The following is a 14,243-nucleotide window of genomic DNA, read 5'->3' as shown; positions in this document are numbered from 1 at the left end:
CTTCTCCTACGGATGAATGCTGAGGCGCACGGCCAGGGCGGCGAGGGTGGCGATCAGGATGGGAAAGGTGAGCACACAGCCCACTCGGAAGTAGTAGCCCCAGGTGATCCGGATGCCTTTCTGGGCCAGGACGTGGAGCCAGAGCAGGGTTGCTAGACTGCCGATCGGCGTGATCTTCGGACCCAGATCGCACCCGATGACGTTGGCGTAGATCATGGCCTGCTGGATGACCCCGCTGGCCTCACTGCCCTGGATGGATAGAGCGCCGATCAAGACGCTGGGCATGTTGTTCATGATCGAGGAGAGCAGCGCAGCGGTGAGGCCAGTGCCCAAGGTGGCTGACCACAGGCCATGACTGGCGAAGGTGTTGAGCAGGAAGGAAAGGGCGTCGGTGAGCCCCGCATTGCGCAGGCCGTAGATCACCAGGTACATGCCCAGCGAGAAGAGCACGACCTGCCATGGGGCGTTGGCGAGCACCTGGCGGGTGGAGATGACCGATCCCTTGCCGGCGATGACGAGCAGCACAGCTGCACAGATCGCTGCTACTGCGCTGATCGGAATCCCGAGCGGCTCTAGGGCAAATAGCCCGACCAGGAGGACACCCAGGATCCACCATCCCGCTCGGAAGGTAGCGCGATCGCGAATGGCATTCTGCGGGCGTTCGAGCGCTTTAGGGTCGTAAGACGCTGGGATGTCCTTGCGGTAGAACAGCCACAGCATCAACAGCGTCGCGGCGACGCTGACGATATTGACCGGCCACATGACCGAGGCGTATTCGCCGAAGCCGATCTGGAAGAAGTCAACGGAGACGATGTTGACCAGGTTGGACACCACCAGTGGGAGGCTGGCCGTATCGGCGATGAAGCCGGCAGCCATGACGAAGGCAAGTGTCGAGGCCGGACTGAAGCGTAGCGCTACCAGCATGGCGATCACGATAGGGGTCAGGATGAGCGCAGCGCCGTCGTTGGCGAAAAGGGCGGACACGATCGCGCCCAGCAGGATCATGTAGGCGAACAGCCTGCCTGATCTGCCGCGCCCCCAGCGGGCAACATGGAGCGCGGTCCACTCGAAAAAGCCCGCTTCATCCAGCACCAGACTGATGATGATCACGGCGATGAAGGTTGCCGTTGCATTCCAGACGATGTTCCAAACCACAGGGACGTCGGCCAGGCTGACGGTGCCCGTCAGTAGCGCCAATACCGCACCGCCCGCTGCGCTCCAGCCCACTCCAAGACCTTTTGGTTGCCAGATCACCAGTACCAAGGTCATAACGAAGATCGATGCAGCAATCAGCATGACGCGGTCTCCACCGCGCCAGGCGGGCAGCAAGCAGCCTGCCTAGAAGGCCTGCTGTCCATTGAGGCGAGGCGATCCATCTGGGGCTGTACCCACGGCAGGTTGGCCCTGAGCGTCACCTCCAGAATCTTTCGGGCCCAGGCAGGTAGTTGGGGATGCAGCCGGTAGTAGATCCACTGTCCTTGGCGCCGATCCTCAAGCAATCCGCAGGTGCGCAGCTGCGCGAGATGGCGTGAGACTTTCGGCTGGCTGTCATCAAGCGCGTGGATGAGCTCGCACACACACAGTTCTGCCTCGGCGCAGAGCATGAGCATGATGCGCCCGCGCGTATCGTCGGCCAGACACTTGAAGAAGCCAGTAGGGGACATAGCGAGAGTCCTGAATATGTGAAAATTCGTATATGCGAAAATACATATGTATAAGCTGGCGGTCTAGCGTCAGGTCGACAGTCGGTTTTCCCGCGGCCTTCTCCATTCCCGTTCCACCGCGCGCTTCGCCATCACCTTGGTGGCGTACAGGTGCCGTAGCCGTCGCGGCTTGCTTTGGTCGCGTGTGCTCCCTGCCGGTCCTGGGATCGCGGTGGTGGGCGACGTCTACTCCCTATGCTTGAGCAAGAGTCCGACATGCTTCTAGATGCGGTTGGCGAGGGATGGCAGACCTGCATGGTATTCGGAGCGGACAGGGACATGGACGGCTCCAGTTCGATGGGATGGCCATCGTCCTGTGGCCCACTGCAACCCCACCAGGTGAAACCGTATCTGGGTCTCAAGAGGTTACGATCAGGGCGTCGAACAAACCGCTTGGCTATGCTGTCATCAGAAAAATCACGGGAGGTCGTATGACCGACATTGCGTTTCTCCCCGAAGAAGCCAAACAACGCTGGCGAGACCTGACTCATGCCATGGCCATCATGGGCCTGGGGCATTTGGCCAAGCTGTACGGGCAGCTCGAAGGCTACATACAGGCCATGCTCGACTTTGATCGGATCACGGCGCCGCAGGGTAAGCAGCTCCTCAGGGCGGCAGCCGACCTGTTTGATCAATGTCGATCAGACTATCTCAAACACAAGCAAAAGCCGCGGCGTCGGATCGCTGGCGCTGTGGCTGCGCGAATTCATCAGAGCCAGCTGAAACACTGATCGGTTGAGTCTCTGGCATCGGAAGCAAGATATGTATCAAGCGCAGTATTGGGTGGAGCTACAGAACCTCAGAGCACACGTTCTCTACCTTGAGCTCTATCAGATAAAGTCCGAGAGCATGGAGCGCTGTATCAGCATAGTCCTGGCTGTAGCATCTTCTGGAAGCATCGCTGGCTGGATCATCTGGAAAGAGTATGCCTTCGCGTGGGGCCTTTTTATCGCTCTTAGCCAAGTCATTTCAGTGGTCTACAGGTATCTTCCGTTCAAGGCACGAATACAGCCGTTGAGTACCGCCGCTGTTGAGCTCTCAATTCTTGCGGATGAGGCAGAGAGAGGATGGTTCGATGTAGCTCAAGGCACATTGACGGAGCGAGAGATCAACGACGCGCGCTTTGCGATTCGGAAGAAGAAATCAACGATCATGGCAGCAGCTTTCAAAGGTATGGTTTTACCGGAAAACGCTGGCGTTATGAAAAAAGCTGAGTCACAGATGCACCTGTACTTCAGTACTCACTATCCGGAGAGTCCAGATGAGCGACAAGAATCAACAGCCGCCTCGTAACACGCCCTCGCGGTCGCCTCAAACCAATGATCGAGGGCTACCACCAGTGCAAAACACTCGTCCTATGCCGAAGGTCCAGCCGCCAAAAAAGGACAGTTAGAGTCTTGCAATACTTCCATGCAGATCCTTGTACCGCTGCATGATGTCGATCACTAGCGAGTTCACCGCAAGGATCTGAATGGCCCGGGTCACCGAGACGTACAGCAGGTTCAGCTCATCGTCGCGGCTGGCCCGGTCGATCTCTGGTGCGAGCGGATCCGCGCTGAAATCGTCGTACAGCCCCACGAAGTCCCACTCCAGACCCTTGGCCTTGTGCGCCGTCGTCAAGGTGACCGTGGCATCCAGCTCGCTGGCCACCGCGCAGCGACGCAGCTGCTCGATGCGCTTGGGCAGGTCGAAGTAGGCCTCGATGATTCGCACCGAGCGCTGCATCTCTGGATCCTGGGTAGCCTTGGCGATTTCCTGGTACTGCTCGAAGTCACGGTAGTCGCGCAAGAGCTTCTTCTGCTGCACCAGGTCATTGCGACCTCGGCTGAACTGGAACAGGTCCTCGAGCTCGCGCAGCGAGTAGCTGTCGATCCCGCCGATCCAGAACATGCGGTGGCCACCCTGTTTCTCCAGGCGCAGAGCGTTCTCGATCACGCCGCTGACGGTGCGATGGAGCCAGGTCCGATGGGCAAGGTCCTCAGGCAGGGCACGTTTCACCAGGGTGCGTTGGCCAAGCCCCTGCAGCTTCACCGTCTCGCCCTTGAACGACAGGATGACGTTGGCCACGTGAGCAACGGCCGGGCCGAAGCGGAATGACTGGGTCAGGTAGTGCTTCTCGGCATCGGCCATCCACGCCGCGCTCAGGGCGTCCTGGGCTCCACGGAAACGGTAGAGCTGCTGGTGGCGATCGCCGACCATGACCTGGATGGTGCGCTGCCGCTGCACCAGGTCGGCGATCACCGGGTTCACGTCCTGGCCCTCATCGAGCAGGATGGCGCCGAAGCGGTTGGATAGGTCCGGGCGGCTCATCTGGTATAGCTTGAGGTAGCCGTCGTGGGTGATCTGCACGCCGGCGTCCTGCAGGTCGATCATGCGCTTCCAGACGCTGATGGCCATGCCCACCACCTGGGTGATCCGCCGCTCCTGCAGCGGCGTCAGGCCGCGACCGTCGTAGCGGGCGAAGTGGCGACCGTCCAGGGCCATGTCGGCACTGGCCATGAAGGTGTTGAGGGTGTTGACCACGTCCCTGGCCAGCTCCCAGTCCTGGGTATCCAGCACCCGGGCGACCTCGGTGATGCGCAGGTTGCCGGCCTGCTTGTGCTGGTACTGGGTGCCATAGACGGCATAGGCGAGGCCGTGAGCGGTCTTGCAAGTGACGTTGCGCGGAAAGCGATTCTTCGCCGCCATCTCCACCGACTTGTTGTAGCAGAGGTAGAGCATCTTCACCTCAGCATGGGCGCTGGCGTAGCCCACCAGGGTGGTGGTCTTGCCGGTGCCGGCGAAGGCCTGGATCAGCAGCTTGCGCGCGTTTGACGCGATGGCGGGGGCTTGCTCAGAGGTCCACTGCATGGGGTAACTCCAGATCGGCTGGGACAGGGATTCAATACCACCCCTGCATATTGATGGGCATGAAGGCGCTCTTTGTGGCCAGGTTGCGGCCACGGAGCAGGCCGGTGGCTACAGGTATTTCTTGAACGAGGCGGTCGTGAGGTTCACTGACAAGGCCAGCAGAGCTGCACACGGCAGCAGCACCAGGAGCGGGCTCACGCTGAACGGCAAGGCGAGGTAGAGCGACCAGGGCAGCAGGGCCAGTGGCAACATGGTGCTCCGGGCCTTGTGGTAGAAGTAGCTCGACTCGCGGCCCGCGCTGAACTTGCGAATGTCTCGCCGCACCAGGCCGTCGATGAAGCCGACTAGGGCGGCCATGGCGAAGAGCGGTACCGCCAGGATCAGGATCACTAGGCGCACGCAGAACACCAACACGGTGAAGAGAGCAGACAGGCCGTAGGTCTGCACCTTGGTGATCCCTTGCGCGGCCATGTAGCGCAGATCCAGTTCGCCACGTGGGCCGGCGGCGGCCAGCTGCTGCATCCCGGTCAGCCAGTGGACCAAACCCGTCTTCACGAACAGCCAGTCATAGAGCAGCCCCACCAACCAGGTCGCGGTGTGCCCGGGCTCCTGGACGACAACGCTGGATAGAAACCCCTGCGACAGCCAGGCCAGTTCGTGATCGAGCATGCCCTTGGCATGGTGCCAGCCAGCCTCTGGCCAGAGAAAGTAGAGGCAGAGCCAGTCCACCAGGATGGCGCCGCCGAGGGACAGGAACATCACGCCGATGAAGTGGAAGGGGAAGCTGAGCACCGACCCGACGAAGGTCTGCTCCTTGACCTGTTGCTGCTGGGCACGCTGGGCGACGTCGGCCATTAGCGGCATCCTCTGGGGTGGTCATGATCAAAGCTGGCGGTCATGCAGCATCTCCTTCGTCAGCGGCGCCTTGGGCCATCTGCCGGAAGTCGTCCTGCAGGTCCAAGGGCAGGTCGTCTGCGACACGGCGCTGGCCTGGAGCCTCCCACCACTCACTGCCGGTGGCCTGGCCCACCTGGTAGGCCTTGCGCATCTTCTCCGCGAGCTCCTGCAGGTCCTTGGGCATCGCTTCATCCGGATCCACCGCCGGCAGCGGCATCCGCACTTTCCACAGGTTGCCGCCCTCGATCAGCGCGTAGCACTGGCCCTTGGGTAGGCCCACGACATGGGCGGGCTCCAGCATGGGCACGCTGGTGGCGCTGAGCTGGTCATGGGTGTTGGAGGTGAAGGCGGTCTTGCCGTTGACGGCGTCGCTCGCGCTGCTTGCTGGCGTAGCGGTGAAGACCTGCACCTTGGGCAACTGGTTGGTCAGCAGCTCAGCCGTCGCCGTCTCGCGGACCCGCAGCATGAAGAGGTTGTTGAAGTTGCCGATGATCTGCCCGGCCTTGGCGCGGTTGCCGATCTTGGCCTCGATGTCGGACAGGGTCTGAGTGTAGGCCGTCACCTGCAGACCGGCGCCGCCACCCTTGTTGATCATGGGGATGAACTCATCGCCGATCAGCTCGTTGAACTCGTCGGCGTGCAGGTTGATGGCCACCTTGCCGCTGGCCTCCCCGGGCAAGCCATCATCGATGCCGTACTTGTAGATGTGACCGGCAACCGAGACCAGGTCCGAGAACATGGAGTTGCCAACCGCCGCGGCGACCTCGGTATCGGAAAGGGCGTCCAGGCCGACGTAGACCACGGCGCGTTTGCGCACCACCTGCATCCAGTCGAAGATCGGCCGGGGGTCGTTGACGTCGTGGTAGTCCGGAGCGATCAGCTCGGCCATGCGACCGGTGGTGAGTTTCTCCAGCAGCGGCAGCAGCGAGGCGACAATCTTGTCGAAGTAGGTCTTGTCGTAGCGCACGGCGCTGCGCAGGCCGTCCATGACCGGATCCATCACGCGGGTCTGGTTCAGGTACTGGTCGATGGCAATGACCCGCAGGGGGCGGCCCTTCATGTTGAAGGGGACGTTCTTATCGTTGAGCTTGCTCTCGATGAAGATGATCTTTTCCCAGGCCTTGGGATCATGCTCGTCGAAGTATTTCTGGGCGTATTCCAGGAACAGCCCCTCGATGTTGATCACGTGCTGCTGGATCTGCAGGTAGTCCGGCCGCCGACCGAGGGCGACCAGGGCCCGGGCGATGATGTTGACGAAGCGCCAGGCGAATTCCTTGAACGCTGCCGAATTGCCCTCGCTGGACAGCTGGCCCGCGACGCGAGTGGCCACCTCCGAGATCCGGCCAAAGCGGCCCACCGCGTTGTAGCGTGCGGACTGGTCCGGCCAGCCCAGGTGGAAGACGTAGAACTCGTTGGCCCGGCCGGCGCGCTCGCACTCGACGTACATGCGCTTAAGGAGGTCAGCATCGCCCTTGGGATCGAAGACGATCACCACCTCATGCTGGCCGCGCCGCTTGCGGCGGATGTCCTGGGTGATGAAGAGCTCGGCCAGGCGCGTCTTGCCCACCCGAGTGGTGCCCAGGACGATGGTGTGACCCACCCGCTCGCCCAGCGGCAGGGTGACGTCGTGCTCCTCGGGCTCAATGCCATGCAGGCGCGGAAGACCGCCCACCGGAGGTAGCGGTCGGAACGGGTTCGCCGCGTTGTCCCAGGCGGTGACTTTGGCCAGCAGGGTGAGCGGGAAGGGTGCGAATTCCAGGCGCGCCTCGAGGCGCCGGGCCTTGTTGGTCCATTCCGACGGCTCGACATAGGGCGCGTACTGCGGCAGGTAGGTGTCGACCAGGCGCTGGGTGTGCTTCTGCTCCCAGCGAAAGCCCTTGCCGATGAACAGTCGCTCATTACTGACCGGAATCTCCTTGCTGGTCATGCTGTAGAACGACAGGCGCCGGATGTTGCGCCGATAGCGCAGCACGCGCAGCGCCTGGCGCAGGCGGTAGATCCCGAAGCCAAGAAAGGCGACGGCCGTGACCAGGCCGAACAGCGGCGTCAGGGCGACGGCCCAGGGCGCGAACACGCATAGGAAGGCCATCGCCAAGCACACCTGCACCGTGTAGAGCTCCACCGCAGGCCGCAGCAGCGTGTCCAGGGCATGATTACGGGCCATAGTCAGCGCTCCAGCTCGCCAGAGCCTGGCAGCGGCAGGGCCGCGGCGTGCTCTTTGCGGATAGCCTCGGCTTCGCCACGCGGCAGCGCTGCCTCGAAGCGCTCACAGAGGGTCAGCTCATCATCCATCGAGCGTCCCGCAATCTCCCCGCCATGGAGGTCGATCAAGACGCCGAGGTCGCCTGCGAGCGCTTCACGAGCGGCGGCTCCGGCGGGCATGCGGATCACCAGCGTCAAATACGGGGATAGGGGGCTAGGCATGGGAGGCTCCTATTGCTCCAGAGCGGTGGGGGTGATGAGCACGGGGTAGTGGTTGAGCCCGAGGCGGGCGGCCAGGTCATCGCCGACCACGGGGCTGATGGCCAGCCCGGAGGCCCAGCTGCGGATCGCGGCCAGGCGCCGGGCGCTGGCCACATTGACCGCCAGGCCAGCGGCGCCGAGGCGCTGCAGAGTCTCGCCACGGGTAGCCAGCCACTGGCGAGACAGGTCGTCATCGCCGATCAGGAAAAAGGGCTGCAGACCCGGTGCGTTCAGTGCGCGCCCCTGGACTGTGCCGGGGGTAAGCCGTTGCGATCGCACGGGGAAGCCCAGGGCTTGGGCAGGCTGAGGCAGCGGTGCTTGCCGCTGTGCCTGTACCGGCTCCGGGTTCAGGCTCTGGTAGTAGGGCAGGGCAGAGACGCCGCCGCGGTCTTCGACCACGGTAAGACTGGCGGCCTGGGTGGTCAGCGGTAGGGTCACGGTCAGGATGAGGAGCGAGAGGGTCTGCTTCATGGGTTCGAGGCCAGCAAGGTCACGCCGGTGACCCGGCTCAGGTGTTTGGCGAAGAGCTCGCGGTACTTGGCAGCGGGGGCGCCGCCAGCGGGACGGTGATAGCGGCCGGCGACATTGATCCAGTCGCCGCCCTGGGCGCGTAGCTCGGCCAGGATGTCGGTACCCACCTTGAGGTTCTTGTATGGGTCGAGCGCAGAGCAAGGCGGTGCGCCTACGCCGAAGCGATGGCCATTCCAACCCATATTTATCTGCATCAATCCGGCGTCGACGCGCTTAGGGCCCACTGTTTGCAGCGCTACCAAAAGGGCCGTGCAGGCATCTGCTTGGGTGGCGAAGCGATAGCCTGCGCCGGCAACATTGAGCGTCCAGGGCCAGGGGACCAGCTGTGGGCCTCTGCCGCGCAGTCGAGTACCACTCTCCTGCAGAGCCACCGAGTACAGCACCTCGGGGGGGATGCCCGCCTGATAGGCCGCCAGTTGATAGGCGGGCGGCGGTATCTCGGCCCCCTGGGCGCCGATCGCAAGCGCCTGCAGGATCACGCCGGCGCCGAGCGCCTTGATCATTGCCGTAGCCATTGCCCATTCACCTCGCGGACAACGGCCGGCAGCTCGCCGCCCAGGCCCAGCTGGACCCAGCGGCCAGCGTCGTGGTTGAGCGTGATCTGCCGCCCGCGCACCTTTGCCGGATTGACGCCGGCGAGCACGGCCCAGCGGCGGATCCGGGCATCGTCGTTCTGACTGCCGATCAGGTAGAGGTCGAAGGCCTGGCCAGCGCTCTGCAGCGCCTGAACCCGTTCAGTGCAGGTGGCGCAGCTATCGGTCACGAACACGGCGAGCCGTCCATTGCCGCGCACGGCTGGACTTGCCTGGGGCGCTGCCTGGCCGCCGGCCTGCACCGGCTGTAGGTTCGGGTACAGGCGATTCCAGGCGTCGCGGTAGGCCTGGTCATAGGCCAGCTCCTTCTGCACCCGCTGCGCCTCGGCACGAACCTGCAGCTCGGCATATCGGCGCCGCTCGGCATCGGACTGGGCTTCGATGCCCAGAGCGGTGAGCGGATCCAAACCGGGTGAGTAGACGCCACGACTGCCCTGCATCAGGGTCCGGTAGCGCTGGAATTCCTGGCTGCTCAGGCCCCATTCCTGGGCGATGGCACTGTCGTTACGTTGGACCGTACTTGGGCGCTCAGCGCTACCTGTTTCACTAGAGAAGACTTGGGGGGCGACAAGGTCTGCGGTGAGTGCCGGCGCGGATGGCGAGAGCAGGATGAGAGCGATCGCAAGGCTCGCCGGGAAGAGAGGGGACTGGGGGCGCATGAGTTGCCTCTACTACTTGACGGAAAGGGTGCGGGTCGCGCCGTCGACGCTGAATTGCGCCTGGCGGTCGTCGAGATTGGCCAGCCGCCAGCGGGTACCGCCGACGTTGTCGCCCGGGCGCACCAGGTAGAGCTCGCTGAGCTGGGTGCTACCGGGAGGGGCGACTGAGAGAAAGCGCTCGCCGCCGCGGTACTCGATGCCCACGACGGTAAAGGGGGGAGGGGTGTCGACCGGCTTCGGTGGGTCGGGCTTGCGCACGGTTGCCGGAGCACTGCGCTGCTTGGGAACGATCAGCGGGGGCGGTGCCTTGGAGGGTTCCACCGCTTTTCGCCGCAGTTCGCCAAGGTCGTTTTGCAGGCCTTCCAGCTTGGCCTCGATCACGACCAGGTCGCCGGATTGGGCCATGCCCTGCAGCGCGGTCTGATTGGCACGTTGGATCTCCACCAGCATCGCCTGGGCGGTATCGATCCGTTGGGATAGCGCTTGCTGACTGGCGCGAAAATCGGCGTCCTGCACAGGCTTGCCGCCGGCGAAGCCATCCATCTGGTCCTGCATCTTGTCCAGACGTTGGGTAATGGCCTGGACCGTGTTCTGGTCTGCCGTCGCGTTCAGGTCACGATTTACGTGGGACAGCTCAACGTAGAGATACAGGCAGGCACCTGACAAGGCAGCAAAGCCTACGGCGGCAAGCGTTTGAGAGAGGGAAAGGCGCTTCATAGGGGACCTCGCACAGGATGCCGTGCACGGTCGCAGAAGCGCGGGAAGGGGTCAGTAGGAAACCTTATCTAGGTCTCAGGAGGTTAGGTTTTGGGGTTCAACAGCCCATAGGTCGCCCTTTAGCCGGCGGACGAAAGCAGGCAGGTATGATGCTCGCTTTAGCTGAAAGGGCTACGAAGATGCTTGTGATTCGGCTAGAAAAAGGTGGGGTGATCAACCTCGAGCGCCAGGTTAGCACCTCGAATGGGTACGGCATCTGGGATTAGACGGTTCCTAATGCAGCGTTACACCCGGCAGCGACCGTACCAGTTTAGTGTAGTCCCGGTACGGTCGGTCGATGAGTAAAGGCTCAACTCGGTGTTTAGGATCATTTGATCCACAACTGAGCATTTATCACAGCATCAGGGCACCCGACGCTCCAGCAGTCCTAGAATGGCGACTCTTCTCCAAAGAGAATTTTGATCGCATCGGTGTGACCAGGAAAAGCTAGCCTGATGCTATTTCGAAGCCTTTCGTCCACTTCTCTATGGAGGCGAATTTTACCAATGGCCAAGGCGGTGATGAATTCCATTGAAGCATCACCCCGCTCGAAACCGTGGCCCTGGACAACACGCAAGATGATATCGGCCATAGACGCGCTGTGCGTTTCATGGGCGCTGTAATCAAGCTCAGTAGGAAGCGCAGCTCTCAGGAAAGCCCCTTGAATAATCCCGTCGTCGTATCGAGAGAATATCTCGGGGGAGAGCAGTACCTGTTGAAGTTCGCCGGACTCCAATCGCTTCGATTGATCGATTTTGGCGCCTTTCCGGGCGTTCTGTAGGATCCAAAGAATCGTCAGGAAAATATCCGTACATGCGGCCACGGTGACATCGTTATCTCCGCTGACGAACGCGAAGCCTTTTGTAAGCTTCATTTGACCCGGTTGGTAGCTGCTCGGCCAGAATGCATCTTCAGAAAGGCCGTCAGTAGTAGCGTCATCAAAGGCTTTGATACGCGCTTTTACAACGTCAGATACGCCTTCTTCTCCAAATGAAAGCAACCGGTTGAGCATCTTTTGTTCCTGATGCCAGTGATTGTTGCAAGCGAGGCTAGCGGCTGGAATCTCGATAAAGGATTTGAAGACATACTTACGACTCCCTTTTGGCGGCTGCGTGAGGTTAGACGCAAGCTCATCCATCAGCTCATGCGAGCGGCCCAAAAGGGCACCTACAAGGTATATGCGAGTGCCAGTCTCTTGGGCAGACCTGAGGCGGCGACTAATGCTCAGGAGCAGGGTGCCCCGCTCTGCTGCAGCGGCAACGATAATCACTGACCCATTAAATTTGGCATTAGGGTCGAAGGCTGAAGCGCATACCACTTTACAGCGAAGGCCCCTTTCATTAAGGAATGCCAAGGCATCCAGAGCCATCTTCTGACTGGCACTATCATCGTCATGGATGATGAGCGATGTTGAGGCAGGAGACTCCTCCATGAGCATTTTTTCGAACCACTTTTTGAATTCCACAGTATGCACAAGCTTGTCCTTGTCTACCTGCACGGTTCTGTAGCGTTCTCTTTGGGGGATTCGGCTGAAACACCTGAATAAGCCTTTTCCCATAAATGAAAAAAATTTGGTCTGAAGACCTTCTGGCAGGTGACCCATGCCAATATTGAGCACACGAGTTTCGGTATGCTGGGCAACAAATCGTTCACCGTGGATACGAATGAGCTTACGACCTTCGGTTGAGTCACTTTCGGCTACAGATTCAAAATCCTCTGGTTTGTCGATGGTATGAAGCACTGTGCATGAGTCGGAGTTGCTTACGAAAGACAGGAAGGTCACTACTCGAGTGGAGGGAGCGCCGTTGACCTTAACCCACTCGTTGGCGAGTCCACAGTTGGTCGAGGCTGATATTAGACATAGTGATGCCGCTGCATCGGCCAGGCTGCCATCGCCCAATCCGTCGTGTGAATGAAACGACTTGATGTTGGCGATCGTTTGGTTGCCAAACTTCGTTTGGAACAGTTGGATTGAGAGCGCCACCGGCAGAAACGCTATGGTGTCTAGATAAATTGTCTCTGGCGTACTCATTCCGTCGCTGGAGGCATTTTTAATTAATTTTAGGCAGCAGAATGCCAAGAAATGCGAGTGCAAAGTTTTGGTAAGAAGGTTCTCGGCGCGAATGAAATAGTTGGATGCGCGAGAGGAGGGTTTTGAGAACAAAAAGCCAGGAGGCGCTTTGGTTAGCACTGATGTGCATTTGACAAGGTTCCGCATTCCAGCCTTGACAAAATTGTCGGTGGCTCGGGTGATGAGCTTGCCGATACCTTTTTCGGCGCCGGCGACTTTTACATATTTCGAGATTTCTCCGTGCTCGTTGAAAAAAGTGAATCCATAAGAGGGGGTTCCGCTGTTGGCGCGTCTTTCCAGAGCAATTGCAATAGGTGACGACTTGTCAGCACATTGATCCTTGATCCATGCGCGATGACAATCAGGTACTAAAAAGGTGACATGATCTGGCAGGATATAGTCGTTTAGCCGGTTTTGTAAGGCTTCGACGATGTGAGCATCCGTGATTCGCTCTGGCCCGTTGAAGAAAACCACCACTTGCGCAGGTTCTGCATTGGGGCTAGGAGTCAGTGTTACTTCAAAGTCGAACAACTCAGGCATCTTAGTTCACCGGAATGCAGATGGTGAATACAGTGCCTTCGGCTGCCACCAGCTCGCGGTCACCGCTCCAATTTTTGGGATTAAACTCTACTACTTGGTCTTGGCCTTGGAATGCCTGATACAAGCAAACTCTTCCAGTGCGCAGACGTACGTAGGCCTTCAACTTGTTGAGCGCCTGAACTGCGTTATACAGGCCCATGCCAGAGGTCGCTGAGTCTTTCGTAGTGACATGTTTTTTGAAGCATTCCAGGGTGGCCTCAAGCTCCGTTGCTAATGGGAGATCGTTAAGAGATTCAACGGGAGCCTCTTGTTTAGTTGAGAGCCAGCGTCGTGCTAGGCCGGGACCACTGTCGATGACTGAGATCTCAACAAATTCGAGATATTCCGCGTCTTTTAGCATGTTTCGCATCACAAATAGGGCGAACTGCGGCTCTCTGTCCGAAATTAGGTGGATGTCCTCCTTCTTGATCTTCCCGGACTTCACTGAAGTTCCTCTAAGACCTTTTTTGTACTTCACCCCGTGTACATCTGTGAGAGAGTGCTGATCTGCATTGGCAATCAATTCGGCAAGCACGCTGCCTAAGGCAGGCAACCCGCCTCTAAGAAGTGATTTCTTGTCCTGCTTACTATGCATCAGTGCGGATGACATTTCCAACAGGTTTGCAAACGACGAGTGGGAGTGGATCTGAGGACTGATTCCTCCGTAATAGAAGGGCTTGATGAACTCCATCTTCGCGAAGTTGATACTGAAGAGGTTAATCGTGTTAGGGCGCGCCCCTCGCTCGCTTGAGGTATTACGAAGATCGCCTTCATACATTGCTTCGATCAAAGGTCTGATCACAGTGAGCGCAGCACGCTTTTCTATCGTTTCATGCGCCTCGGTATTAATGCGAGAAGACATGATCAGAGCCGCTAAACCCGCTGCGGTCTGGCCGAGTTGTAGAATACGATCTAGAGCATTTTCTGTGCCCGCATACAGGTGTAGGACGCTTTGCTCATGTGCGCGAGCCCAACTGATAACCAATTGTGCAAGCGCCGCATCGACTCCAAATAGGCCACCGTGACTCATGGTTTTGGGGAGGCGCAAAGATGCATCCCCTTGGCAAAGCGGGTATAAATCTTCGATTTGGTATGTGTTCAGATTTTTGGCAATTTTCATCAGCACCTCCAACAGTCCATC

Annotated in this window: 14 protein-coding genes; 2 read left to right on the top strand and 12 right to left on the bottom strand. The window is 59.8% G+C overall.

Annotated features, from left to right (window positions below; translation table 11 throughout):
• Positions 1-6: 6 nt before the first annotated feature.
• Together PSK12I2_RS0107390 and PSK12I2_RS0107385 are read right to left on the bottom strand one after the other, a co-directional pair.
• Positions 7-1,296, bottom strand: a complete 1,290-nt coding sequence (locus PSK12I2_RS0107390) for an arsenic transporter (RefSeq protein WP_027597888.1) — start codon at positions 1,294-1,296, stop codon at positions 7-9.
• Positions 1,290-1,664: a metalloregulator ArsR/SmtB family transcription factor gene (locus PSK12I2_RS0107385; RefSeq protein WP_037007576.1), complete on the bottom strand. Its 375-nt coding sequence runs from the start codon at positions 1,662-1,664 to the stop codon at positions 1,290-1,292. Before PSK12I2_RS0107385 ends, PSK12I2_RS0107390 begins: the two co-directional genes overlap by 7 nt.
• Positions 1,665-2,134: 470 nt before the next feature.
• Between PSK12I2_RS0107385 and PSK12I2_RS0107380 the strand changes: the two genes are divergently transcribed.
• Complete coding sequence (locus PSK12I2_RS0107380; protein WP_027597886.1) at positions 2,135-2,434, top strand: hypothetical protein; 300 nt, start codon at positions 2,135-2,137, stop codon at positions 2,432-2,434.
• A 31-nt stretch (positions 2,435-2,465) separates the two neighbouring features.
• Entirely contained in the window at positions 2,466-2,996 is a 531-nt protein-coding gene (locus PSK12I2_RS0107375; protein ID WP_027597885.1) for a hypothetical protein, read from the top strand.
• A 96-nt stretch (positions 2,997-3,092) separates the two neighbouring features.
• Here the strand turns inward: PSK12I2_RS0107375 and PSK12I2_RS0107370 are convergent, their stop codons facing one another.
• The 10 genes from PSK12I2_RS0107370 to PSK12I2_RS0107320 all read right to left on the bottom strand — a co-directional run bounded on the left by PSK12I2_RS0107370 (position 3,093) and on the right by PSK12I2_RS0107320 (position 14,222).
• On the bottom strand, positions 3,093-4,553 hold the full coding sequence (locus tag PSK12I2_RS0107370; protein ID WP_027597884.1) for a UvrD-helicase domain-containing protein: 1,461 nt from the start codon (positions 4,551-4,553) through the stop codon (positions 3,093-3,095).
• A gap of 108 nt (positions 4,554-4,661) precedes the next feature.
• Positions 4,662-5,408 carry a TIGR03747 family integrating conjugative element membrane protein gene (locus PSK12I2_RS0107365; RefSeq protein WP_027597883.1) on the bottom strand — a complete coding sequence of 249 codons (747 nt, stop codon included), beginning with the start codon at positions 5,406-5,408 and terminating at the stop codon, positions 4,662-4,664.
• Positions 5,409-5,448: 40 nt separating this feature from the next.
• The gene (gene traD / locus PSK12I2_RS0107360; RefSeq protein ID WP_027597882.1) at positions 5,449-7,614 is read right to left on the bottom strand and encodes a type IV conjugative transfer system coupling protein TraD; all 2,166 of its coding nucleotides are present in this window, start codon (positions 7,612-7,614) and stop codon (positions 5,449-5,451) included.
• A 2-nt stretch (positions 7,615-7,616) separates the two neighbouring features.
• Positions 7,617-7,874, bottom strand: coding sequence for a hypothetical protein (locus PSK12I2_RS0107355; protein WP_027597881.1), 258 nt, complete (start codon positions 7,872-7,874; stop codon positions 7,617-7,619).
• A gap of 9 nt (positions 7,875-7,883) precedes the next feature.
• The gene (locus PSK12I2_RS0107350; RefSeq protein WP_027597880.1) at positions 7,884-8,384 is read right to left on the bottom strand and encodes an integrating conjugative element protein; all 501 of its coding nucleotides are present in this window, start codon (positions 8,382-8,384) and stop codon (positions 7,884-7,886) included.
• Positions 8,381-8,947 carry a transglycosylase SLT domain-containing protein gene (locus tag PSK12I2_RS0107345; protein ID WP_156930125.1) on the bottom strand — a complete coding sequence of 189 codons (567 nt, stop codon included), beginning with the start codon at positions 8,945-8,947 and terminating at the stop codon, positions 8,381-8,383. The genes PSK12I2_RS0107350 and PSK12I2_RS0107345 overlap by 4 nt, the downstream gene beginning before the upstream one ends.
• Complete coding sequence (locus tag PSK12I2_RS0107340; RefSeq protein ID WP_051398693.1) at positions 8,944-9,696, bottom strand: TIGR03759 family integrating conjugative element protein; 753 nt, start codon at positions 9,694-9,696, stop codon at positions 8,944-8,946. The genes PSK12I2_RS0107345 and PSK12I2_RS0107340 overlap by 4 nt, the downstream gene beginning before the upstream one ends.
• A gap of 12 nt (positions 9,697-9,708) precedes the next feature.
• Positions 9,709-10,413, bottom strand: a complete 705-nt coding sequence (locus tag PSK12I2_RS0107335; protein WP_027597877.1) for a hypothetical protein — start codon at positions 10,411-10,413, stop codon at positions 9,709-9,711.
• 427 nt (positions 10,414-10,840) lie between these two features.
• Complete coding sequence (locus PSK12I2_RS0107325) at positions 10,841-13,063, bottom strand: hypothetical protein (protein ID WP_027597876.1); 2,223 nt, start codon at positions 13,061-13,063, stop codon at positions 10,841-10,843.
• 1 nt (position 13,064) lies between these two features.
• Positions 13,065-14,222 (bottom strand): ATP-binding protein, encoded by a 1,158-nt coding sequence (locus tag PSK12I2_RS0107320; protein WP_027597875.1) that lies wholly within the window; start codon positions 14,220-14,222, stop codon positions 13,065-13,067.
• Positions 14,223-14,243: the final 21 nt, after the last annotated feature.

It is taken from the genome of Pseudomonas sp. MOIL14HWK12:I2 (assembly GCF_000510745.1).
Taxonomy (GTDB): domain Bacteria; phylum Pseudomonadota; class Gammaproteobacteria; order Pseudomonadales; family Pseudomonadaceae; genus Chryseomonas; species Chryseomonas oryzihabitans.
Note: the sequence above shows the minus strand (reverse complement) of the source record. Positions and strands in the feature narration are given on the sequence as shown.

Coding starts and splice junctions, on each gene's coding strand:
- PSK12I2_RS0107380 (WP_027597886.1), top strand. CDS start 2,135: ATGACCGACATTGCGTTTCTCCCCGAAGAAGCCAAACAACGCTGGCGA.
- PSK12I2_RS0107335 (WP_027597877.1), bottom strand. CDS start 10,413: ATGAAGCGCCTTTCCCTCTCTCAAACGCTTGCCGCCGTAGGCTTTGCT.
- PSK12I2_RS0107345 (WP_156930125.1), bottom strand. CDS start 8,947: ATGATCAAGGCGCTCGGCGCCGGCGTGATCCTGCAGGCGCTTGCGATC.
- PSK12I2_RS0107365 (WP_027597883.1), bottom strand. CDS start 5,408: ATGGCCGACGTCGCCCAGCGTGCCCAGCAGCAACAGGTCAAGGAGCAG.
- PSK12I2_RS0107390 (WP_027597888.1), bottom strand. CDS start 1,296: ATGCTGATTGCTGCATCGATCTTCGTTATGACCTTGGTACTGGTGATC.
- PSK12I2_RS0107355 (WP_027597881.1), bottom strand. CDS start 7,874: ATGCCTAGCCCCCTATCCCCGTATTTGACGCTGGTGATCCGCATGCCC.
- PSK12I2_RS0107385 (WP_037007576.1), bottom strand. CDS start 1,664: ATGTCCCCTACTGGCTTCTTCAAGTGTCTGGCCGACGATACGCGCGGG.
- PSK12I2_RS0107340 (WP_051398693.1), bottom strand. CDS start 9,696: ATGCGCCCCCAGTCCCCTCTCTTCCCGGCGAGCCTTGCGATCGCTCTC.
- PSK12I2_RS0107375 (WP_027597885.1), top strand. CDS start 2,466: ATGTATCAAGCGCAGTATTGGGTGGAGCTACAGAACCTCAGAGCACAC.
- PSK12I2_RS0107325 (WP_027597876.1), bottom strand. CDS start 13,063: ATGCCTGAGTTGTTCGACTTTGAAGTAACACTGACTCCTAGCCCCAAT.
- PSK12I2_RS0107370 (WP_027597884.1), bottom strand. CDS start 4,553: ATGCAGTGGACCTCTGAGCAAGCCCCCGCCATCGCGTCAAACGCGCGC.
- PSK12I2_RS0107350 (WP_027597880.1), bottom strand. CDS start 8,384: ATGAAGCAGACCCTCTCGCTCCTCATCCTGACCGTGACCCTACCGCTG.
- PSK12I2_RS0107320 (WP_027597875.1), bottom strand. CDS start 14,222: ATGAAAATTGCCAAAAATCTGAACACATACCAAATCGAAGATTTATAC.
- traD (WP_027597882.1), bottom strand. CDS start 7,614: ATGGCCCGTAATCATGCCCTGGACACGCTGCTGCGGCCTGCGGTGGAG.